This is a genomic window from Pseudomonas sp. DY-1, assembly GCF_003626975.1.
Classification (GTDB): domain Bacteria; phylum Pseudomonadota; class Gammaproteobacteria; order Pseudomonadales; family Pseudomonadaceae; genus Metapseudomonas.
The window spans coordinates 2,597,263-2,619,419 of the sequence record NZ_CP032616.1; the positions used below are offsets into that span (position 1 = coordinate 2,597,263).

Below are 22,157 nucleotides of genomic sequence, written 5' to 3' on the forward strand. Positions count from 1 at the left end.
TGGAAATGCGACAGAAAGCGTCGGGAAGGCGCAGTTTAAACGCTGATCGCCACTGCTACGCACCCGACGGGAAAATTTCTCCACGGGGTGACTGGTGGGTATTGAGCAAAGGATCGCAGGAGGAATTGTGGGAGCGAATTCATTCGCGAAATGACCGCGACACATGCGCCGCCACTTCATGAGCAGGACTGTGTCCTGCAATCGCGAATGAATTCGCTCCCACAACGGAAGGAATTGCTTTCTTAGGTCCGCTCAGCCACAGGAGTCGGCTGCTGGGTCTCGAAGGGGCTGGCGCCGCGGCGCTGGTTGCGGTCTTCGCGCGGGGTAACACCGAAGAAATTGCGGTAGGCGCTGGAGAAATGCGGACCGGAAGAGAAGCCGCAGGACAGGCCGATCTGGATGATCGACTTGCTGGTCTGCATCAGCATCTGCCGGGCCTTGTTCAGGCGCAGCTCCAGGTAGTACTGGCTGGGTACGCGATTCAGGTACTGCTTGAAGATGCGCTCCAACTGGCGACGGGACACACAGACATGCTGAGCGATTTCGTCGGTGGTCAGCGGCTCTTCGATATTGGCTTCCATCAGCAGCACGGCCTGGGTCAGCTTCGGATGGCTGGAGCCCAGTCGATTCTGCAAAGGGATGCGCTGGCGTTCGCCACCCTCGCGGATGCGCTCCACAACCAGCTCTTCGGACACCGCACCGGCCAGCTCGGCGCCGTGATCTCGGGCCAGTACCGCCAGCAAAAGGTCAAGCACCGCCAACCCACCACATGCAGTCAGACGGTCACGATCCCAGTCGAACAGATGGCTGGTCGCAATGACCTTTGGGAAGCGCTCGGTGAAGTCGTCCTGCCAACGCCAGTGCACTGCGGCACGGTAACCATCCAGAAGACCCAGCTGTGCCAACGGATAGACGCCAGCGGAGAGGCCACCGACCACGCAACCGGCACGTACCGCCTGCTTGAGCGCAGCAGAGAGTGCAGGTGAAGTCTGTGCCGGCGGCTCGTCGGCCACCAGGAACAGGCGATGCAGGCCATCGAGCTTGCCGACCCAGGCGTCGCCCGGCAGGCGCCAGTTCCCCTCGGGGGCGGGCTCGGCCTGCAGGAAGGACATGTCGTAAACCACTTCCGGATGTAGTCGCTGGGCAACGCGCAGAGCTTCCTCGGCCAGCGCCAGGGTCAGCGCCTTGGTACCAGGCCAGAGGAGAAAAGCGATTCGATGGGCAGTCATGGCAGGCAGCTTAGCAGACCCCGGAGAAAGGAAAGAGACAAGGCGAATCAGGGATTCGAATGCGCTACGGCGGCCCCGAGGCCGCCGTAGCGGAGATCACTTCAGACTGCCGGAAAGGAACTGCTTGAGGCGATCGGATTGCGGGTTTGCCAGCACTTCCTTCGGGCAACCGCGCTCTTCCACCAGGCCCTTGTGCAGGAACACCAGCTGGTTGGACACCTCACGGGCAAAGCCCATTTCGTGCGTGACCACGACCATGGTGCGGCCTTCCACGGCCAGGTCCTTCATGACCTTCAGCACCTCGCCTACCAGTTCCGGGTCCAGGGCCGAAGTCGGCTCGTCAAACAACATCACTTCCGGTTCCATGGCCAGGGCACGGGCAATCGCCACGCGCTGTTGCTCACCACCGGACATGTGCGCCGGATAGGCGTCCTTGCGATGAGCCACACCCACCTTGGCCAGGTAATGCTCGGCTTTCTCGATGGCTTCCTTCTTCGGCACGCCGAGCACATGCACAGGCGCCTCGATGACGTTTTCCAGGGCGCTCATGTGCGACCAGAGGTTGAAATGCTGGAACACCATCGCCAGGCGCGAACGCATGCGCTGCAGCTGCTTGGCATCGGCCGCTTTCAGGCCGCCGTCCTTGTTGGCCACGAGCTTCAGCTCTTCTCCATTGAGGAGGATCTTGCCGCCGTGCGGCTGCTCCAGCATGTTGATGCAGCGCAGGAAGGTACTCTTGCCCGAGCCGCTCGAGCCGATGATGCTGATGACGTCGCCAGCCTTCGCCGCCAGGGACACGCCCTTGAGGACTTCGTGGCTGCCATAGCGCTTGTGCAGATCTTGGACTTCCAGTTTGTACATGGTTTCGGTCTCGTTTGGCTCAGTCGCTCAGCAGGCGTCCCTGACGAATGGGTTCACGGCCGGCCACCTTGGCCAGCCAAAGTCCAGGTTGCGCAAATCGCATCCTTTCACGCGCAAACAGCACGCCGTCCACCGACGCGCAAACCACCGCATGACGGTCTTCCAGCGGGTCAATCACCTCGAACAGCGGATCGCCAGCCTTGACCTTCGCACCGGCGCTCTGGAGGAAACTCACGACCCCTGAGTGCGGTGCGTAGAGATATTCAGCTCCCTCGAACGGCGTCGCCTCGCAGCAATCCTGCGGGGCCACCGGCCACTGGCCGGTGATCAGGCCCTGGTCGGCAAGGAAGGCCAGGATGGCTTCGGCGCGAGCCTCGGCCAGCGGCTTGTCGGTATCCGCCATGCTGCCCAGCTCCACGGTCGTCGCCATGCAAGCTGGAGGAATCGACGCTTCGGGGAAACGCTGGGCCAGTCGCAACCAGGGCAGCGAGCAGGACTCATCGAATGAACTGCCGCCGGAATCTTCGGCGGTCAGCACCGCGCCGGCTTCCAGGCGAGCAGCCAACGAACGCAGTTCGCTCCAGTGCTGCGGCAGGCAATAGAGATGCACCGCTGCCTCGAAATCGCAGTGCAGATCCAGCACCAGGTCGGCGTCGCAGGCATGCTGCAACAACAGACGCTGCATACCTGCCAGCTCTGAACCCGCCGCTGGCAACGCGGCCAGCGCCTCGCCCATGGCCTCGCGGATGAGCGCCACGTTCGCAGTTGCGTCGCTACCCAGACGGCCGTCCAGGTGCTCTGCCACAAGACTGGCAAGGTCCGCGAAATCACGGTTGAAGTTCTTGCCGCTACCCAGCTCGAAGCGACCCTGCTGGGCAGCCTGGACGAGCTGGCCAAGGCCGACGGGGTTGGCCACCGGCACCAACTCGATCAGGCCCTTCAGGCGACCCTGCTCTTCCAGCTCGCACAGGCGGCGCTTGAGCTCCACCGCCACTCGCATACCCGGCAGCTCATCAGCATGCAGGGACGCTTGGATGTAGGCCTTGCGCTCGCCGCTGCCGAAACGGAAAACCGTCAGCTGGCGGCGGGTCCCCAGGCATCCCCAGGGCAATTCATGGTCGATACGTTGCATGGATCAGGCCTTGCGCGGGGCCAGATAGGCCAGGTAGCGACGTTCGGCCGCCTTGAACAGGCGTACCAGAACGAAAGTCAGGCACAGGTAGAACGCACCCGCAGTGATGAAGGCTTCGAACGGCAGGTAGTACTGCGAGTTCACGGTACGCGCCGCACCGGTGATGTCGATCAGGGTGACGATGGACGCCAGGCTGGTGGTGTGCAGCATCATGATGACTTCGTTGCTGTATTGCGGCAGCGCACGACGCAGGGCCGACGGCAGCAGGATACGGCGGTAGAGCTTGCCGCGGGACATGCCCATGGCCTTGGCTGCCTCGATCTCGCCATGCGGCGTGGCCTTGATACTGCCGGCAAGAATCTCGGCGGTGTAGGCGCTGGTGTTTATCGCGAAAGCCAAGCAGGCGCAGAAGGTCGCATTGGACAGATAGGGCCAAAGCGCGCTTTCACGCACGGCCTCGAACTGGGCGAGCCCGTAGTAGATGAGGAACAGCTGCACCAGCATCGGGGTGCCACGGATCACATAGGTGTAGAGCCAGGCCGGCAAGTTCACCCAGGGCTGTTTGGAAACCCGCATCAGCGCCAGCGGCACAGCTGCGGTCAGGCCCAGCGCCAGGGAAATCGCCAGGAGCTTGAGGGTTACCAGCACACCGCCGAAGTAGAGCGGCAGGCTCTCCCAGATCACGTTGTAGTCGAAGATCATAGTTCAGCCGCCTTGATGCCCACCGAGTAACGTCGCTCCATGTACCGCAGCGCCAACAGCGAGACGCTGGTCAGCACCAGATAGAGCGCGGCAACCGCGAGGTAGAAAGTGAAGGGTTCACGGGTTGCATCCGCTGCACTCTTGGCCTTGAACATCATGTCCTGCAGGCCGACCACCGAAATCAGCGCGGTGGCCTTGGTCATCACCAGCCAGTTGTTGGTGAAGCCGGGAATCGCCAGGCGGATCATCTGCGGCACGAGGATGCGGAAGAACACCTTGGCACCGCTCATGCCATAGGCCATACCCGCCTCGCCCTGCCCTTTCGGGATCGCCATGAAGGCGCCCCGGAAGGTTTCCGAAAGGTAGGCGCCAAAGATGAAGCCGAGGGTGAAGACGCCGGACCAGAAAGGATCCAGATCGATGTAGTCGTCGTAGCCGACCATGGGGGCGACGACGTTCACGATCTGCTGGCCGCCGTAGAAGATCAGCAGGATCAGCACCAGGTCGGGAATGCCACGAATCACAGTGGCGTAGGTCTCGCCCAGCAGGGACAGCCACTTGATCGGGGACAGTCGGAAGGCGGCACCGATCAGGCCGAGTACCACTGCCATGGTTATGGAAGACAGGGCCAGCAACAGGGTGAGCCAGGCACCATCGAGTATGGTCGAGCCGTAGCCGTTGAGCATGATTCAGATCCTCATGCAGCGCGCCGGGATGCTCCGGGCGGCACCGCCACAACGAAAAAGTGGCACAAACCGCTATGTGAAGTTTGTGCCACTTTCAGGGAAAAGCGATTACTCGCCGTAGACGTCGAACTTGAAGTACTTGTCCTGCACTTCCTTGTACTTGCCATTGGCGCGGATGGCGGCGATGGCAGTGTTGATCTTCTCGGCCAGGGCCGTGTCGCCCTTGCGCACGGCAATGCCAGCGCCTTCACCGAAGTACTTTTTCTCGCTGAAGGCCGGACCTACCAGGGCGAAGCCTTTGCCGGCGTCGGTCTTGAGGAAGCCGTCGTCGATGTTCACCACGTCCGCCAGAGTGGCGTCGAGGCGGCCGGCGTTCATGTCCAGGAAGATTTCGTTCTGCGAGCTATAGCGAACCACTTCGACACCGGCCGGTGCAAAAACGTCGGTGGCGTAGCGATCGTAGATGGAAGCACGTTGCACACCGACTTTCTTGCCCTTGAGGTCAGTCAGCGGGTCATTGATGACGGTGCCTTCCTTCATCGCGAGACGAGCGGGGGTGTGGTAGTACTTCTTGGTGAAGTCCACAGACTTCAGGCGCTCTTCGGTGATGGTCATCGAGGAAAGTACGGCGTCGAACTTGCGTACTTTCAGGGCTGGGATCAGGCCGTCGAACTCCTGCTCGATCCATTTGCACTCGACTTTCATCTCTGCACACAGAGCGTTGCCGATGTCGTAGTCGAAGCCGGTGATCTTTCCTTCCGGAGTCTTGTAGGCGAAGGGCGGGTAAGCGGCTTCGATACCAATGCGCAGCGGCTTGGCGTCATCTGCAATGGCGGCCAACGGCGACAACAGGGACAGCGCCATGGCGCCGAGAAGTGCAATCTTCTTCATGTTATGACTCCTTCAAAGGGATATGGCTTCTGTTGGCAGCGTGAGATTCGCCCAGACGGTCCACGAATTGTAGAAAGAGTCGTCGTCTTTGCTGGCTGAATGCCGTGGGCAAAAGGCTCCGACTGGGTGTGCGGCATTCTAGCCACAGCCCCGAAGTCGATATTTCTTCAATGCGACAACAAATTACAGAAGCACTGGAGAGGGCTCAGAAGAGCATTGACAGGCACAGAGAAAAGTGCCGAAAAGATAACGCACAGAACCTGATTAAAAGGCAATTATCGGACCATAAAAAGCAGAAGCCCTCTATTCCGGGACCTGGCGAAACTCACATAGTTTTCAGAGCCGCGAAAAAAGCCCTGAAAGTGCGCGACACGTTCCCAATGGAACCAGTTTGGTGCATCTCGTAACCAGGACTGTTACCCAAGCTCCCCGCCCCCACCTGAAACCCGATAAGAAATCGGTAATTACAACGAGAGATTGATGCGCTACCCAAGAAGTGCCGATCGGTTATCGCGCTGCATTTCTGCAGCCCCTCATGTCCCCCATCGTAAAAATGCAAAACCCCGCCCCGGCTTGTGGCCAGAGCGGGGTTTTGCGACAAGCCCCGATCAGGCAGCTTGCATGGTGCGATGAGTATCGATGAGGTGCTGCACCACGCCGGGATCAGCCAGAGTGGAGATGTCGCCGAGGGCATCATATTCGGCAACGGCGATCTTGCGCAGGATACGGCGCATGATCTTGCCCGAGCGGGTCTTCGGAAGGCCCGGAGCCCACTGGATTACGTCCGGGGTCGCGATCGGACCGATCTCCTTGCGCACCCAGTTCCTCAGTTCCTGACGCAGTTGCTCGGAAGATTCCTCTCCCGCATTCAGAGTGACGTAAACGTAGATGCCCTGCCCTTTGATGTCGTGGGGCATACCCACCACCGCAGCCTCGGCAACTTTCGGGTGGGCGACCATCGCGCTCTCGATTTCTGCGGTACCCATGCGGTGGCCAGAGACGTTGAGCACATCATCCACACGACCGGTGATCCACCAGTAGCCGTCCTCGTCTCGACGCGCGCCGTCGCCGGTGAAGTACATGCCCTTGAAGGTCTTGAAGTAGGTGTCGACGAAGCGGTCGTGATCGCCGTACAGGGTGCGCGCCTGACCCGGCCAGGAATCGATGATCACCAGGTTGCCTTCGGTCGCGCCTTCCAGGATGTTGCCAAGGTTATCCACCAGTGCCGGTTGCACGCCGAAGAACGGCCGCGCAGCGGAGCCCGGCTTCATGGCGTGGGCGCCCGGCAGCGGGGTCATCAGGCAGGCGCCGGTTTCGGTCTGCCACCAGGTATCGACGATCGGGCAGCGGCCCTGGCCGACATTCTCGTAGTACCAGTGCCAGGCTTCCGGGTTGATCGGCTCACCCACCGAACCCAACAGACGCAGGCTGGAGCCGTCAGCGCCTTCGACCGCAGCCTTGCCCTCGGCCATCATGGCGCGAATAGCGGTGGGGGCGGTGTAGAGAACGTTGACCTTATGCTTATCGACGATTTTGGCGACGCGGGTCATGTCCGGGTAGTTCGGTACGCCTTCGAACATGACAGTCGTTGCGCCGTTGGACAGCGGACCGTACACCAGATAGGTGTGGCCGGTGACCCAACCGATGTCGGCGGTGCACCAGAACACTTCGCCCGGGCGGTAATCGAATACACGCTCATGGGTCAGCGAAGCGTAGGTGAGGTAGCCCCCGGTGGTGTGCAGTACACCCTTGGGTTTGCCGGTGGAGCCGGAGGTGTAGAGGATGAACAGCGGATCCTCGGCGCCCATTTCCTTCGGCGCGCAGGTGCTACCCGCCACCTTCATCAGATCCTCGTACCAGACATCGCGATGCTGATTCCACTTGATATCGCCACCGGTGCGCTTGACCACGATGATCTTCTGCACGCTGCTGGTTTCGGGGTTGGTCAGCGCGTCATCGACGTTGGCTTTCAGCGGGGTCTTCTTGCCGCCGCGCAAGCCTTCGTCGGCAGTGATCACCACCTTGGAACGGCAGTCTATGATGCGACCGGCCAGGGCTTCAGGGGAGAAGCCACCGAACACCACGGAGTGGATGGCACCGATACGGGTGCAGGCCAGCATGGCGACCACGGCTTCCGGGATCATCGGCATGTAGATGGTCACCACGTCACCGCGATGCACATCCTGGCCACGCAGGGCGTTGGCGAACTTGCAGACGCGCTCGTGCAGGTCGCGGTAGGTGATGTGCTCATGCTCGGAGGGATCGTCCCCCTCCCAGATGATCGCAACCTGGTCGCCACGCTCGGCAAGGTGGCGATCCAGGCAGTTGGCGGACACGTTGAGGGTGCCATCAGCGAACCACTTGATGTCGACATGGTGGTCGTCGAACGAAGTCTGCTTCACCTTGGTGAAGGGCTTGATCCAGTCGAGGCGCTTGGCCTGTTCACGCCAGAAGCCATCGGGGTTGATGACCGACTGCTGGTACATGGCTTTGTAGGTCGCTTCGTCGGTGAGGGACTGGGCGGCCACTTCAGGGCGGACCGGATACAGAGAAGCAGCACTCATGGGTCTTACCTCGGTGGGTAGTTGTTTTTGTATGGCGCCTTTTGTATCCCCCGCCCTTCTGTAGGGCCATTCGACCATGGTCTTACCAAACCCGGACTATGGTCTAAGCAGCGAGAATCGCGTAGTGCCGAGGCCTGGCGAACGAGCCGACCAGGAGCGCCCTCACCTTTCCACGGGCAAAAAAAACCGGCCCATATCCAGGGACATGGGCCGGTGAAGCACTATCGGGTCGTTGGTGAGAGCCCGGGATCAACCCGGAGCACGGCACACGGACGACCGGCCGCGTGCCGCACAGTGTCAGACGTGGGCGTCCTGGTATTCCTTCTCGGCTTCGTCGAAGCGCTTGATCATCGCGGCAGACGGGGCGTTGCCGATGCGGCTGAAGATCAGGATGCCGAGGGTGCAGAGGATGAAGCCCGGAACGATTTCGTACAGACCGGTCCAGCCGAAGAAGTTCTTCCACAGGACAACGGTCACAGCACCCAGGATCATACCGGCCAGAGCGCCGTTACGGGTCATGCCCTTCCAGACCAGGGACAGGATCACTACCGGACCGAAGGCAGCGCCGAAGCCAGCCCAGGCATAGGACACCAGGCCCAGCACCTTGCTTTCCGGGTCAGCGGCGATGGCGATAGCGATCACAGCCACCAGCAGCACCATGGCACGACCTACCCACACCAGCTCGGTCTGGCTGGCGTTCTTGCGGAAGAAGGCCTTGTAGAAGTCTTCGGTCAGGGCACTGGAGCACACCAGCAGCTGGCAGCTCAGGGTGGACATCACGGCAGCCAGGATAGCGGACAGCAGCACGCCAGCGACCCACGGGTTGAAGAGGATCTTGGCCAGCTCGATGAACACGCGCTCGTGGTTGGCAGTAACGGCACCAGCCTGGTCCGGATGAGCGGAGAAGTAGGCGATACCAAAGAAGCCCACGGCCACGGCGCCGGCCAGGCAGAAGATCATCCAGGCCATGGAGATGCGGCGGGCATTCGGGATGGACTTGACGGAGTCAGCAGCCATGAAGCGCGCCAGGATGTGCGGCTGACCGAAGTAGCCCAGGCCCCATGCCAGCAGGGAAATCACGCCGACGAAGCTGGCACCCTTGAGCATGTCGAAGTGGGCGGCATCTTTCATCTCGATGGCAGCGAAGGTGGTGTCCATGCCGCCGGTGGCAATCATCACGATGATCGGGGTGAGGATCAGGGCGAAGATCATCAGGCTGGCCTGCACAGTGTCAGTCCAGCTCACAGCCAGGAAGCCACCGACGAAGGTGTAGCAGATGGTCGCGGCTGCACCGGCCCACAGGGCGGTTTCGTAGGAAATGCCGAAGGTGCTCTCGAACAGGCGGGCACCGGCGACAACGCCAGAGGCGCAGTAGATGGTGAAGAACACCAGGATCACCACGGCGGAGAAGATGCGCAGGATGCGGCTGTTGTCTTCGAAGCGGTTGGTGAAGTAATCCGGCAGGGTCAGGGCGTTGCCGTTGTGTTCGGTCTGCACGCGCAGACGGCCGGCAACCAGCAGCCAGTTGAGGTAGGCGCCGATGATCAGGCCAATGGCGATCCAGCTTTCGGAGAGACCGGAGAGGTAGACGGCACCCGGCAGGCCCATCAGCAGCCAGCCACTCATGTCGGAGGCGCCGGCGGACAGTGCGGTAACGAAGCTACCGAGGCTGCGGCCACCGAGGATGTAGTCGGAAAGGTTGTTGGTGGAGCGATAGGCGGCAAAGCCGATCAGCACCATGGCCGCGATATAGATCACGAAAGTGATCAGCATCGGGTTGCTCATACTCATGGGGGTCTCCCCTGCTCGATTGTTTTTATTCGGAGGCGGCGGGTAGTCCGCTTCCGTGGTTGGTATTTGGCGGCCACTTGTGACGGCTACCGGTTTGCTTCCCGACCACGCCAGCCATGGGGCCGAGGTAATCCCGATCGGGCAATCATCACAGGGCGTCCGGCCCTGCCAATGCGACAGCGCACCGTGCCTCTGGAGGCTCGGTCCACCATGCGAATCAGTGGTAACGCCTGGTTGCCTCGCAATGGCCGCTCAAAGCGCGGCCAGCGAAAGGACTGGGCCGACTGGCCACGAGCAGCCAAAGGTAAGCAGGAGCAAGGGAATACCTGGCTCCGCTCGAGTAGGCGTGAATCGCTTTCGACATCACGCCCTCCTCTCTGGATTCGCTACTACTTCGGTCTAGTACAACCTCTCCAGCCCGCAAGAACGCTTCGAGCTCTGGGCAGCCGCAAGGCGAGTGCGGAATTTAGAGATATGGCACTGCGCCTTTCTTTTAGGATTCTCTGATTCCTTTGCCAGATCCTCTGATTCAGGGAACTTTCCGCCAAAAGGTGCAACCTGTTTGCAAGCCCATGAATAGGACATCCTGCGAATTTCACCAATGTCCACACGAAACAATGGGTTGCCCAAAAGGTACAACCTGATAGAGCCCACCCTGGCAAGGGTGCAACTCTTGGCAGCTAACCGGTGAAAAACTGATCGATGGCGGGCTCGGATGAATGCGACCGCCGCGACAGGAGGGAGCTACTTGCCGCCGCGCAGTCTCTTGGGCGTGAGCCCCAGGTAGCGGCGCATGGCGGTGGTCAACGCACTCTGGCTGGAGAAGCCGCACTCTTCGGCGATCCGCACCAGGGGTTGTTCGCTTTCACGCAACAGACGTGCGGCGCGATCGAGACGGGTTTTCAGCAGGTACTGGTGGGGCGTCAGGCCCAGGTTGTCCTTGAACTGGGCATGGAAATGACTCGGACTCAGGCAGGCGACCTGGGCCAGTTCCGCCACGCTGATCCGTCGCGACAGATTGCCCTGGATAAAGTCGTCCAGACGCTCGATATCGAGACTCCCCGCCGGGCGACGCTGCACATCCCCGAACAGGCGCAGGTACAGCGCACGCAAAAGAAGGCCGCCCAGGGAGCGAGCCAGCAGCGGATCGCTGCCGTAACGCGCCAGCTCCGCGCCGGCATAGCTCAGGAGGTTCTGGAAGTCCGCATCCAGTTCCGGATAACGCGGCGTCTCGAAAAGGCGCCCAAGCAACTCGAGGTCTTCGGCCGAAGTGCCGTGCTCATCCAGATCGAGGATGAGCATGCGATTCTCGCCCACACCTGCAAACCCGTGCCCGGCATCTCCCGGCACCAGGCAGGCACGCATCCGGCAGACCTCGCCACCGCGGCCGTCCACCTCGAACTCGGCGCGACCGGCAAGGGACATCACCAACTGGTGGTGGTCGTGGGCGTGGTGATGGGCCTGATCGTCCAGGCGCAGGAGGCGGGCTTCGAGCATGGTGCGATTTGATCAAAATTTGCGCATTCTAGCTGGTGCAACCGGGGTTGCACAGCGCCGCACGGCAGAAGGCCGTGGCTTTGGGTGGTTGAAAAGGCCATCGCCTTGCCCCATCTAGCCTGGGTAAGCCATTAGCCAGGTGCCCCCATGAGCGATCAGGACATCAACGCCGACATCGTCGAAGAAGCCACTTCCAGCCAGCGGACAGGCCTGGTACTGCCTGGCCAGACCCTGCCGGACAAGGTCTACATCATCCCCATCCACAACCGACCGTTCTTCCCGGCCCAGGTACTGCCGGTAATCGTCAACGAAGAACCCTGGGCGGAAACCCTCGAACTGGTATCCAAGACAGATCATCACTGCCTGGCGCTGTTCTTCATGGAAAACCCGCCGGAAGATCCACGTCATTTCGACCCCAGCACCCTGCCGGAACACGGAACCCTGGTGCGCGTACATCACGCCAGCCGCGAAGGCGGCAAGCTGCAATTCGTGGCCCAGGGGCTATCGCGCGTGCGCATCCGCGGCTGGCTCAAGCGCCATCGCCCGCCCTATCTGGTGGAAGTCGATTATCCACATAGCCCGCAGGACCCTCGCGATGAAGTGAAGGCCTACGGCATGGCGCTGATCAATGCGATCAAGGAACTGCTGCCGCTCAACCCGCTGTACAGCGAGGAATTGAAGAATTACCTCAACCGCTTCAGCCCGAACGACCCGTCGCCTCTGACGGACTTCGCCGCCGCACTGACTACGGCGCCCGCCCGTGAACTGCAGGAAGTGCTGGACACAGTGCCCATCCTCAAGCGCATGGAGAAGGTGCTGCCGCTGCTGCGCAAGGAAGTGGAAATGGCGCGACTGCAAAGCGAACTGTCCGCCGAGGTGAATCGCAAGATCGGCCAGCACCAGCGCGAGTTCTTCCTCAAGGAGCAGCTCAAGCTGATCCAGCAGGAGCTGGGCATCACCAAGGATGACCGCAGTGCCGACAGCGAGCAGTTCACCCAGCGCCTGGAAGGCAAGGTGCTGCCGGAACAGGCGAAGAAGCGCATCGACGATGAACTGAACAAGCTGTCGATCCTGGAAACCGGATCGCCGGAATACGCAGTCACCCGCAACTACCTGGACTGGGCTACGTCGGTGCCCTGGGGCGTCTATGGGGCGGACAGGCTCGATCTCAAGCACGCCCGCAGGGTGCTGGACAAGCACCACGCTGGGCTCGACGACGTGAAAAACCGCATCCTCGAATTTCTCGCCGTAGGTGCCTTCAAAGGTGAAATCTCGGGTTCCATTGTGCTGCTGGTCGGCCCGCCCGGCGTGGGCAAGACCAGCATTGGCAAGTCCATCGCCGAATCGCTGGGTCGCCCCTTCTACCGTTTCAGCGTCGGCGGCATGCGAGATGAGGCCGAAATCAAGGGCCATCGCCGCACTTACATTGGCGCCCTGCCCGGCAAGTTGGTGCAGGCGCTAAAGGAAGTGGAGGTGATGAACCCGGTCATCATGCTCGATGAGATCGACAAGCTCGGTGCCAGCTACCAGGGCGACCCGGCTTCAGCGCTGCTGGAGACACTCGACCCGGAGCAGAACGTCGAATTCCTCGACCACTACCTGGACCTGCGCCTGGACCTGTCCAAAGTGTTGTTCGTCTGCACGGCCAACACCATGGACTCCATCCCCGGCCCGCTGCTGGACCGTATGGAGACTATTCGCCTCTCCGGCTACATCACCGAAGAGAAGCATGCCATCGCCAAGCGCCATCTCTGGCCACGCCTGCTGGAACGTACCGGCGTGCCGAAGGATCGCCTGTCGATCACTGACGGCGCCCTGACCTCCGTGATCGACGGCTATGCGCGAGAGGCCGGCGTACGCCAGTTGGAGAAGCAGCTGGGCAAGATCATTCGCAAATCCGTGGTGCGACTGCTGGAGGAGCCCGAGGCGAGGATCAAGGTCGGGCAAAAGGATCTGGAAAGCTTCCTCGGCCTGCCGCCGTTCCGCAGGGAACAGCTGCTGACGGGTATCGGCGTGATCACCGGCCTGGCCTGGACGAGCCTGGGCGGTGCCACCCTGCCCATCGAAGCGACGCGCATTCACACGCTGAACCGGGGCTTCAAGCTCACCGGCCAGTTAGGCGACGTCATGAAGGAATCGGCCGAGATCGCCTACAGCTACATCAGCTCGCACCTGAAACGCTATGGCGGCGACCCGACGTTCTTCGACCAGGCGTTCGTCCACCTCCACGTGCCGGAAGGCGCCACACCCAAGGATGGCCCCAGCGCCGGTATCACCATGGCCAGCGCCCTGCTCTCTCTGGCGCGCAACCAGGCGCCGAAGAAAGGCGTGGCCATGACCGGCGAGCTGACGCTCACCGGCCAGGTGCTGCCCATCGGCGGAGTCCGCGAGAAAGTCATTGCCGCGCGCCGGCAGAAGATCTTCGAGCTGATCCTGCCCGAAGCCAACCGCGGTGCCTTCGAAGAGCTGCCGGATTACCTAAAGGACGGCCTGACGGTGCACTTCGCCAGACGCTTCGGGGACGTGGCGAAGGTGCTGTTCGACTGAGGCTGTGCGTCCGGTCCGCGGGAGCGAATTCATTCGCGATTGAATTCGCTCCCGCAGGCTTCTCCAAGCCAGGGGAAGCCGCGTCCCTTCCCCAAGATTTCTTCTCGGAGCCTACGCAAGGGCGAAGTCAGCCGTTATGCTGGCCCCGCCCTTGACCGACGGAGCCGCCGATGTCCTTCGTTCCCTCCCCTCGCCTGCTGTTACCCCTGGGACTCCTCCTGCTCACCGCCTGCGCCCAACAGAAGACCGGCCCGGTAGTACTCCAGGACCAGCAGGATGATTGCCCACTGTCACTCAGCCAGGGCCAACCGCTGGTGTTGACCCTGCCCAGCAATCCCACCACCGGCTTTCGCTGGGTAGTCCGCGACGCAGCCGCCAACGTGCTGCAAAGCCTCGGCCCGGAGGTCTATTCGACACCCGAAGACGCGGGCCTGGTTGGAAGCGCCGGGCAATCCACCTGGCGATTCAAGGCCAGCCAGCCCGGCGAGGGCCGCCTCCGCCTGGATTACCAGCGCCCCTGGGAGACCGACGTGGCGCCGGCCGAATCCTTCGACTGCCAGATCAGCGTCAAATAGCGCCAAATGACTGCACCAATGGCGTCCGCCGCCTGGCGAGCGCCGTGCTGCCTTTCCATAGTGCTGCTCTGACGGATTCGCAGGAGCATTCATGGGAACCTTGATCTTCGGACTGGCCGGGGCGCTGTCCTTCCTCGTCGGTGTAGCACTTGAACTGGACTGGTTGTGCCTGGTCAGCAAACCGGTCCCTATCGTCGCTCTGCTGCTTTGGTTGCGCCGTGCTCCGGCCGGGCCGTATCGCCGCTGGATCAGTATCGGCCTGCTCCTGTCCCTTCTCGGTGACATGTTGCTGGAATGGCCCGCCGACCTGTTCGTCTTCGGTCTTGGCGCCTTCCTGCTCGCCCACCTCGCCTACCTGTGCGCCTACCTACAGCAAAGCCGCCGACTGGCGCCCCTCGCCCTGCTGGTAGCGGCAGGCTGCGGAGGCGGCATCTTCGCACTGCTCGCCTCTGGCGGCCTGGGCGCCCTGCTCCTTCCGGTGGCCTGCTACGCCATCGCCATCAGCGCCATGCTCTGGCGTGCCCTGGCCCGCCTGGGTGCAGAACTCGACCGCAGGTCGGCAGTGCTGGCGGCAGGTGGCGCAGCACTATTCGTACTCTCCGACAGCCTCATCGGCATCAACCGTTTCGTCTCGCCATTCGACGGCGCGAGCTACTTCATCATTCTCAGCTACTGGCTGGGCCAGCTCGGAATCGCGGCCTCCGCTGCGGCATTTTCCAACGAGATACCATCCTCGAAAATTCCATCGGCACCCTCCCCGGAAATCGGCTATAGCAAATAGGCGGACACTCAAATAGGGAGCGTGTGATGGGCAGCCTGGTACGACTGTGGAGCCTGCTTTGCTGTGCGGTTCTTCTCGCAGGCTGCGGTAGCCTGCTGCCCAGCGAGCGAGCCGAAGTCCTGTCGCCATTCAGGGACTACACCGATGCAGAGATCCGTTATTCGCAGGCCGTACCGGGCAAGACAACACGCCCCGAGCTGTTTTCCCTGGGCTTCGATCCGCTGATCCAGGGCAATGGCAAGATGCTTTCCTTCATCGATGTGCGCCTGATGTTCGTCCAGCCGAACGTGCCCATCGACTACTTGCCTGAAGGCCTGATGAAGTGCCTGGAAGCCAAGGATCGCTGCATCGGCTACGCGTTCGAGTTCACCAAGACGGATACCCAGCGAGTCGGCAGCTTCTGGGCAGACGTATTCAACTTCCGCAAGAATCGGGAGTTGCAGGGCTGGATCTTCCGTGCGGTGTTCGTGCTGGTGGATGACACGCTGGTGCACAAGGTGAGCAATGGCGAGCCGAACATCCGCCGGCATGAAGTCAAGCGCAATCCGCTGGGCCCCTTGCAAGGCGCGGGCGAGTTCTTTTCCGATCAGCTGAAGTGAGGGTGGTTTGGCCGCGCCGCACAGTTCGTTAGAATGCCGGCCTTTTCCATTGCTGGTACCGGCCCGTGACCGAACGTCCCGATCGCATCTACGCCAATCCCCAGGCCCAAGTCGCCGACTTCGCCTTTAACGAGGACGTGGTCCGGGTCTTCCCGGACATGATCAAGCGCTCGGTACCGGGTTACCCCACCATCGTCGAGAACATTGGTGTGCTGGCGGCGCAGTTCGCCAAGCCCGGCACTCCGCTCTATGACCTGGGCAGTTCCCTCGGTGCAGTGACCCAGGCGCTGCGCCGCCACGTGAAGACCGACGGGTGCAAGGTCATCGCTGTGGATAACTCCAGCGCCATGGTGGAACGCTGCCGCGAATACCTGCACGCCCAGGACGCCATGTTCCAGGAGTTGCTGCCGGTCGATGTGGTCGAGGCCGATATCCTTGCCCTGGATTTCCAGCCCTGTTCACTGGTGGCGATGAACTTCACCCTGCAGTTCGTACCCCGCGAGCACCGCATCGAACTCCTCAGCCGCATCCGCAAGGCGCTGCTTCCGGGTGGTGCGTTGATCCTCTCCGAGAAGCTGCGCTTCGAAGACACCGAAGAGCACCAACTGCTCACCGAACTGCATATCGCCTTCAAACGTGCCAACGGCTACAGCGAGCTGGAAATCGCCCAGAAGCGCAGCGCGCTGGAAAACGTCATGCACCCGGACAGCCTGGAAGAACACCGCGAGCGCCTGCTGGCCGCCGGGTTTTCCAAGGTCGTGCCCTGGTTCCAGTGCCTCAACTTCGCCTCGCTGATCGCCCTGCCATGATTCGTACGCTGGACCTCGATGCCCTGCAGCAAAAGCTGGCGGGCACTCCCCTGCAGGATTGGGCAGCCGACCTGCCCGCACAACTCGATGCCAGGCTGGCGGTTGGCCACGGCGACCTTGAACGCTGGGGCGCTGCGGTCAACGCACTACCGCCACTACAGCCACAGCAGGTGGAGCTGGCGCAGCGCTTCCTGCTCGACGGCCCCTGTGACGAAGCGACTCGCGCCGCACTGAAGTCCGCGTTGCAGGGACTGATTCCATGGCGTAAAGGCCCGTTCGAACTATTCGGCGTACACGTCGATACCGAGTGGCGTTCAGACTGGAAGTGGTCACGGGTAGCGCCCCATCTGGACCTGCGCGGGCGCCGCGTGCTGGATGTCGGCTGTGGCAACGGCTACTACCAGTGGCGCATGTTGGGTGCCGGCGCCGACAGCGTAGTGGGTATCGATCCGAACTGGTTGTTCTTCTGCCAATTCCTCGCCATGAAGCGCTTTCTCCCAGAGCTCCCTGCCTGGCACCTGCCCCTGGCGCTCGAAGACCTGCCGCCGAAGCTGGAAGGTTTCGACACCGTGTTTTCCATGGGCGTGCTCTACCACCGCCGCTCGCCCATCGACCACTTGTTCGACCTCAAGGACTGCTTGCGCAGGAATGGCGAGCTGGTGCTGGAAACCCTGGTGGTGGAAGGTGACGCCCAGCAAGTGCTGGTGCCCGAGGACCGCTACGCGCAGATGCGCAACGTCTGGTTCCTGCCGTCGGTACCGGCGCTGGAATTGTGGCTGCGCCGCGCGGGCTACGTGGATGTCCGCTGCGTGGATGTCAGCTACACCAGCGTGGAAGAACAGCGCAGTACCGACTGGATGCGTTTCCAGTCGCTGCCCGAGTTCCTCGACCCTGCTGATCATAGCCGCACCATCGAAGGCCTGCCGGCACCCGCACGCGCCGTACTGATCGCGCGCAAGCCTTGACGCTCTCGATGTGTGGGAAAGAAATCGTTTGCGATTGAAGCCTCTCCCAAACGATGCGGCTGAAACAATTCGCCCCCACAGAAACGCAATCCTGTGGGGGCGAGTTCATTCGCCGAGCAGACCGCCGGCCCGGCTTCCGGAGACGCCTTTTATCGTTTGGGGGCGGCCGAAACGATCAGTTGCTTCATCTCGACCACCGCCTGCTTGAAGCCAACGAACAGCGCGTGGGCCACCAGGGCGTGGCCGATGTTCAGTTCGTTGATTCCAGGAATGGCCGCAACCGGCTCGACATTGTGGTAATGCAGGCCGTGGCCAGCATTGACGATAAGACCGAGCCTGAGGCCCAGCGCCACGCCTTCCTGGATGCGCTGCAGTTCGCGAGCGGCTTCTTCCGGATTATGGGCGTCGGCATAGCGGCCGGTATGCAACTCGATGGCCGGGGCGCCAACACGGTGGGCCGCCTCGATCTGCTGCGGATCGGCGTCGATGAACAGCGAAACCTCACTGCCAATTTTGGCCAGGCGCTCTACCGCAGCCTTGATGCGTGCCTCCTGGCCTGCAACGTCGAGGCCACCTTCAGTGGTCAGTTCCTGACGCGTCTCCGGCACCAGGCAGACATGCTCGGGACGAATCTCTTCGGCGAAGGCCATCATTTCTTCGGTCACCCCCATCTCGAAGTTCATGCGGGTCTGCAGAACTTCCTTGAGCAGGCGCACATCGCGCTCCTGGATGTGACGGCGGTCTTCACGCAGGTGCACGGTGATGCCGTCGGCGCCAGCCTCTTCAGCGTCCAGCGCTGCCTTCACCGGGTCCGGGTAACGGGTACCACGGGCCTGGCGAAGGGTTGCGACGTGGTCGATGTTTACGCCCAGAAGTACGCGGTTGGCTTCAGTCACGGGGAGGTTCCTTGATCGTCATGAATAGCTCGCGGCTGACCAGCGGCCGGCCGCCCAGATGAGGTGCCAGGGCCTGGCGCATCAAGCGCTTGGCCGCACCGAGGGCGCCTGGGGCGCTCCAGTCGGCTTCAGCCAGCGCAAGGAGTTCGCGGCCCTGGAACAGGCCGGGTTGCAACTGCCCCACCGGTTCCAGTCCGGCATCCGGCAGTAGGCGGTAGATGCCTTCTGGCGCGATGGGTTGCCCGGCGAGGTCCGAATCCAGGGCAAAACCATAGCCCAGCTCGTCCAGCAGACGCCATTCGAATGCGCGCAATAGAGGTTCCAGCGGACGGTTGGCGGCCAGCGCCTGGACGGTAACGGCGTAGTGCTCGAAAAGCGCCGGCTGCGGGTCTTCGGCCGGCAACAGGCGAACCAGCAGCTCGTTGAGGTAGAGGCCACTGAACAGCGCCTCGCCGGCCAGCAGGTTAGGGATGCCGGCGCTCTCCAGTCGGCCAACGTTCTTCAGCTCGCCCCGACCACGAAACTCGGCTTCCAGCGGCAAGAATGGCCTCGCCAAGGTACCGGCCTTGCCGCGGGCACCGCGAAGTACGGCGCGCAGACGGCCTTCGGGCGTAAAGAAGTCGACCAGCGCGCTGCTTTCCCGATAGGCCCTGCTGTGCAGGACGAATGCCGGTAGCGCCGCACTGATCATGGAGAGGCTCAGAGGTCGTTGTAGCCCAGGGAACGCAGGGCACGCTCGTCGTCGGACCAGCCGCCCTTCACTTTCACCCAGAGGTTGAGCATGACCTTGGAGTCGAACATGGTTTCCATGTCCTTGCGGGCATCCTGGCCGATGCGTTTGATGCGCTCACCACCGTCGCCGATGATGATCTTTTTCTGGCCATCGCGCTCGACGAGAATCAGGGCGTGGATATGCAGGACATGGCCTTCCTGCTTGAACTCTTCGATTTCCACGGTGATCTGGTAGGGCAGCTCGGCGCCCAGCTGGCGCATGATCTTCTCGCGAACGAGCTCTGCGGCAAGGAAGCGACTGCTGCGATCAGTGATCTGGTCTTCCGGGAAGAAGTGGTCGCCCTCCGGCAGACGCTCGGCCACCAGACGCTCCAGGGTATCCAGGTTGTGGCCCTGGAGAGCAGAGATCGGCACCAGTTCGGCATTAGGCAGCTGTTCCTGGAGCCAGGACAGGTGCGGGATCAGGTCACCCTTCTCGTCCATGCGGTCGGTCTTGTTCACGGCGAGCAGAACCGGGCCCTGCACATACTGCACTCGTTCCAGTACCAACTGGTCCTCTTCGGTCCAGCGGTCACGGTCGACAACGAAGACGACCACGTCCACGTCCTTCAACGCCGCCGAGGCGCTGCGGTTCATGTAGCGGTTCAGCGCCTTGTCGCTCTTCTTGTGCAGGCCGGGGGTGTCGACGTAAATCGCCTGGACACTACCCTCGGTCTTGATACCCAGCATGTTGTGGCGGGTGGTCTGGGGCTTGCGCGAAGTGATCGCCAGCTTCTGCCCGAGGATGTGGTTGAGCAGCGTGGACTTGCCCACATTGGGGCGGCCGACGATGGCGACATAGCCGCAGCGGGGGGTATCGATATCAGTCATTGCCATTCTCCACGCCGAGGGCGACCAGGGCGGCGGCCGCAGCCACCTGTTCGGCGATACGGCGGCTGGCGCCCTGGCCCTGGGTCTTGTCATTCAGCAGGGTGACCTGGCACTCGACGAAAAAGGTTCGGCAGTGCGGTTCACCCTGGATATCCACCACTTCATAACGTGGCAGTTCGCAGGCTCGCGATTGCAGGAATTCCTGCAGGCGGGTCTTGGGATCCTTGTTGGTATCTACCAGGGTCAGGCCTTCCAGTTCATTGGTCAGCCAGGCGAGTACGCGCTCACGCGCGGCCTCCATTCCGGAATCCAGGTAGATGGCGCCGATCAGTGCTTCCAGTGCATCGGCGAGGATCGACTCACGGCGAAATCCGCCGCTCTTCAGTTCGCCCGAACCCAAGCGCAGGTACTCGCCCAGTTCGAAACCACGAGCAAGAAGCGCCAGGGTCTCGCCCTTCACCAACCGTGCGCGCAAACGCGACAGCTGGCCCTCGCGGGCCTGGGGGAAGCGTTCGAACAGCGCCTCGCCAGCGACGAAATTGAGAATGGCGTCGCCGAGGAATTCGAGGCGTTCGTTGTTGCGCCCCGCAAAACTGCGGTGGGTCAGGGCCAGAGTCATCAGACTCTGGTCCTTGAAGGTATAGCCGAGCTTACGCTCGAGACGACTGAGGGATACGCTCACTGGGCTCGCACACGGAATTCTTTGTCGAAGCGCACCACCAGATCGAGGTTCTCGACCAGGGGTTCGCGTTTTTCATACTTCAGGTGTGCCTGGAACTCGTTGTTTTCCAGGGTCACCTTCAACGCCTTGTCCAGGTCCAGGTCTCGGATGCCGTTGACCTGCATGCCTTTGGACACATGGCTATAGAAGTCGGGAATAGTCCTGATTTCCAGGGCTTTCTCGGTTTCCACCGAGGTGATGATCTTCTCCAGGGAGAAGAAATCCAGGTAATGCGGGATGACCTTGAAAGCGGTGCTGGCCAGGAAAGCCACTACGGCCAGGACCAGCAGCCAGCCCATAACCGACATACCCTTCTGCTTACGCGCGAACGTCATGATCGACCTCAATGTCTGTTTTTATTGGAGGCCGGTTGGCCCGCAAGCAAGACTATATAGCGACTGCGGCGCTGTCATGAACAACGCCGCAAAACCGCGATGGCGAGGGGCCTGTGTCAGTGAATCAGGCCTACTCGAGAGAAGTTTGGCAAGTTTCGCAGTTTCGGATCGGGCCAGCTCATCCACACGGCGAACGCCTTGCCGACGATATTACGGTCCGGAACCATGCCGAGCAGGTCTTTCGGAATGCGGGGATCGTTCCAGTAGCGGCTGTCGTTGGAGTTGTCCCGGTTGTCGCCCATCATGAAGTAATGCCCCTGGGGCACCACCCATTCGCGGCCCGGCTCCATGCGGTAGCGCTTCATTTCCTTGCGGATCAGGTGTTCGGCTTCGCCCAACTTCTCCTGGTAGAGCATGGCGCTACCCAGGGTGCCCGGCTCTTCGCCCAGCAGCTTCTCGGCGACCGGCTGACCGTTGATGGTCAGGCGCTTGTCGCTGCTGTAGGCGATGCGGTCACCCGGTAGGCCGATAACACGCTTGATGTAGTTGATGTTCGGGTCGCTGGGGTAACGGAACACCATGACATCCCCGCGCTGTGGGTCACCCACTTCGATCACCTTGTTATCCAGCACGGGCAGGCGGATGCCATAGGCGAACTTGTTGACCAGGATGAAATCGCCCACTTCCAGAGTCGGCTTCATCGAGCCTGATGGGATCTGGAAAGGTTCGACCAGGAAAGAGCGCAGCACCAGCACGATGGCCAGCACCGGGAAGAACGACTTCCCATACTCCACCAGCAGCGGCTCCTTGTTCAGCCTGTCGAGGACGTCCGGATCGGGCTCGTTGACCTGCCCCTCGTAGGCGGCAATCGCTGAGCGCCGGCGCGGAGCCAGCAAAACAAGGTCGACAAGCGCGAGGACGCCGCTAACTGCCACGGCAATAACCAACAACAGCGGGAAATTGATCGACATAGA

General features: G+C 61.7%; 21 protein-coding genes. 6 read left to right on the forward strand and 15 right to left on the reverse strand.

What is annotated here, in order from left to right; translation table 11 throughout:
• Positions 1-242: 242 nt before the first annotated feature.
• The 9 genes from argR to D6Z43_RS12350 all read right to left on the reverse strand — a co-directional run bounded on the left by argR (position 243) and on the right by D6Z43_RS12350 (position 11,353).
• Positions 243-1,229 carry a transcriptional regulator ArgR gene (gene argR, locus D6Z43_RS12310; protein ID WP_120652469.1) on the reverse strand — a complete coding sequence of 329 codons (987 nt, stop codon included), beginning with the start codon at positions 1,227-1,229 and terminating at the stop codon, positions 243-245.
• Between the two features lie 96 nt (positions 1,230-1,325).
• Entirely contained in the window at positions 1,326-2,090 is a 765-nt protein-coding gene (aotP, locus tag D6Z43_RS12315; RefSeq protein ID WP_028626373.1) for an arginine/ornithine transport ATP-binding protein AotP, read from the reverse strand.
• Between the two features lie 19 nt (positions 2,091-2,109).
• On the reverse strand, positions 2,110-3,222 hold the full coding sequence (locus tag D6Z43_RS12320; RefSeq protein WP_120652471.1) for a succinylglutamate desuccinylase/aspartoacylase family protein: 1,113 nt from the start codon (positions 3,220-3,222) through the stop codon (positions 2,110-2,112).
• A gap of 3 nt (positions 3,223-3,225) precedes the next feature.
• Positions 3,226-3,924, reverse strand: a complete 699-nt coding sequence (locus tag D6Z43_RS12325; protein WP_120652473.1) for an ABC transporter permease — start codon at positions 3,922-3,924, stop codon at positions 3,226-3,228.
• Positions 3,921-4,610: an ABC transporter permease gene (locus D6Z43_RS12330; RefSeq protein ID WP_120652475.1), complete on the reverse strand. Its 690-nt coding sequence runs from the start codon at positions 4,608-4,610 to the stop codon at positions 3,921-3,923. Before D6Z43_RS12330 ends, D6Z43_RS12325 begins: the two co-directional genes overlap by 4 nt.
• Positions 4,611-4,718: 108 nt before the next feature.
• Complete coding sequence (locus D6Z43_RS12335; protein WP_120652476.1) at positions 4,719-5,501, reverse strand: ABC transporter substrate-binding protein; 783 nt, start codon at positions 5,499-5,501, stop codon at positions 4,719-4,721.
• Positions 5,502-6,109: 608 nt separating this feature from the next.
• Positions 6,110-8,065 carry an acetate--CoA ligase gene (gene acs / locus D6Z43_RS12340; RefSeq protein WP_120652478.1) on the reverse strand — a complete coding sequence of 652 codons (1,956 nt, stop codon included), beginning with the start codon at positions 8,063-8,065 and terminating at the stop codon, positions 6,110-6,112.
• A 297-nt stretch (positions 8,066-8,362) separates the two neighbouring features.
• A complete protein-coding gene (gene putP / locus D6Z43_RS12345; RefSeq protein ID WP_120652479.1) occupies positions 8,363-9,856 on the reverse strand; it encodes a sodium/proline symporter PutP in 1,494 nt (497 codons plus the stop codon).
• A gap of 744 nt (positions 9,857-10,600) precedes the next feature.
• Positions 10,601-11,353, reverse strand: a complete 753-nt coding sequence (locus D6Z43_RS12350; protein ID WP_120652481.1) for an AraC family transcriptional regulator — start codon at positions 11,351-11,353, stop codon at positions 10,601-10,603.
• A 147-nt stretch (positions 11,354-11,500) separates the two neighbouring features.
• On the opposite strand from D6Z43_RS12350, the gene lon reads away from it, so the two are divergent.
• From lon to cmoB, 6 genes are all read left to right on the forward strand, one after another.
• On the forward strand, positions 11,501-13,900 hold the full coding sequence (gene lon / locus D6Z43_RS12355; RefSeq protein ID WP_120652483.1) for an endopeptidase La: 2,400 nt from the start codon (positions 11,501-11,503) through the stop codon (positions 13,898-13,900).
• A 170-nt stretch (positions 13,901-14,070) separates the two neighbouring features.
• On the forward strand, positions 14,071-14,475 hold the full coding sequence (locus tag D6Z43_RS12360) for a protease inhibitor I42 family protein (protein ID WP_120652485.1): 405 nt from the start codon (positions 14,071-14,073) through the stop codon (positions 14,473-14,475).
• Between the two features lie 91 nt (positions 14,476-14,566).
• On the forward strand, positions 14,567-15,256 hold the full coding sequence (locus D6Z43_RS12365) for a lysoplasmalogenase (RefSeq protein WP_120652487.1): 690 nt from the start codon (positions 14,567-14,569) through the stop codon (positions 15,254-15,256).
• A 26-nt stretch (positions 15,257-15,282) separates the two neighbouring features.
• Positions 15,283-15,855 (forward strand): hypothetical protein, encoded by a 573-nt coding sequence (locus D6Z43_RS12370; protein WP_120652489.1) that lies wholly within the window; start codon positions 15,283-15,285, stop codon positions 15,853-15,855.
• Between the two features lie 65 nt (positions 15,856-15,920).
• Entirely contained in the window at positions 15,921-16,664 is a 744-nt protein-coding gene (gene cmoA / locus D6Z43_RS12375; RefSeq protein ID WP_120652490.1) for a carboxy-S-adenosyl-L-methionine synthase CmoA, read from the forward strand.
• On the forward strand, positions 16,661-17,629 hold the full coding sequence (gene cmoB / locus D6Z43_RS12380; protein WP_120652492.1) for a tRNA 5-methoxyuridine(34)/uridine 5-oxyacetic acid(34) synthase CmoB: 969 nt from the start codon (positions 16,661-16,663) through the stop codon (positions 17,627-17,629). Before cmoA ends, cmoB begins: the two co-directional genes overlap by 4 nt.
• A 149-nt stretch (positions 17,630-17,778) precedes the next feature.
• Here the strand turns inward: cmoB and pdxJ are convergent, their stop codons facing one another.
• From pdxJ to lepB, 6 genes are all read right to left on the reverse strand, one after another.
• Positions 17,779-18,525, reverse strand: a complete 747-nt coding sequence (pdxJ, locus tag D6Z43_RS12385) for a pyridoxine 5'-phosphate synthase (RefSeq protein ID WP_120652493.1) — start codon at positions 18,523-18,525, stop codon at positions 17,779-17,781.
• Positions 18,518-19,216 carry a DNA repair protein RecO gene (recO, locus tag D6Z43_RS12390; RefSeq protein ID WP_120652494.1) on the reverse strand — a complete coding sequence of 233 codons (699 nt, stop codon included), beginning with the start codon at positions 19,214-19,216 and terminating at the stop codon, positions 18,518-18,520. Before recO ends, pdxJ begins: the two co-directional genes overlap by 8 nt.
• An 8-nt stretch (positions 19,217-19,224) precedes the next feature.
• Complete coding sequence (era, locus tag D6Z43_RS12395) at positions 19,225-20,127, reverse strand: GTPase Era (protein WP_120652495.1); 903 nt, start codon at positions 20,125-20,127, stop codon at positions 19,225-19,227.
• The gene (rnc, locus tag D6Z43_RS12400) at positions 20,120-20,809 is read right to left on the reverse strand and encodes a ribonuclease III (RefSeq protein ID WP_077527417.1); all 690 of its coding nucleotides are present in this window, start codon (positions 20,807-20,809) and stop codon (positions 20,120-20,122) included. Before rnc ends, era begins: the two co-directional genes overlap by 8 nt.
• Entirely contained in the window at positions 20,806-21,183 is a 378-nt protein-coding gene (locus D6Z43_RS12405; RefSeq protein ID WP_120652496.1) for a DUF4845 domain-containing protein, read from the reverse strand. The genes rnc and D6Z43_RS12405 overlap by 4 nt, the downstream gene beginning before the upstream one ends.
• Before the next feature lie 116 nt (positions 21,184-21,299).
• The gene (gene lepB, locus D6Z43_RS12410) at positions 21,300-22,154 is read right to left on the reverse strand and encodes a signal peptidase I (protein ID WP_120652497.1); all 855 of its coding nucleotides are present in this window, start codon (positions 22,152-22,154) and stop codon (positions 21,300-21,302) included.
• Positions 22,155-22,157: the final 3 nt, after the last annotated feature.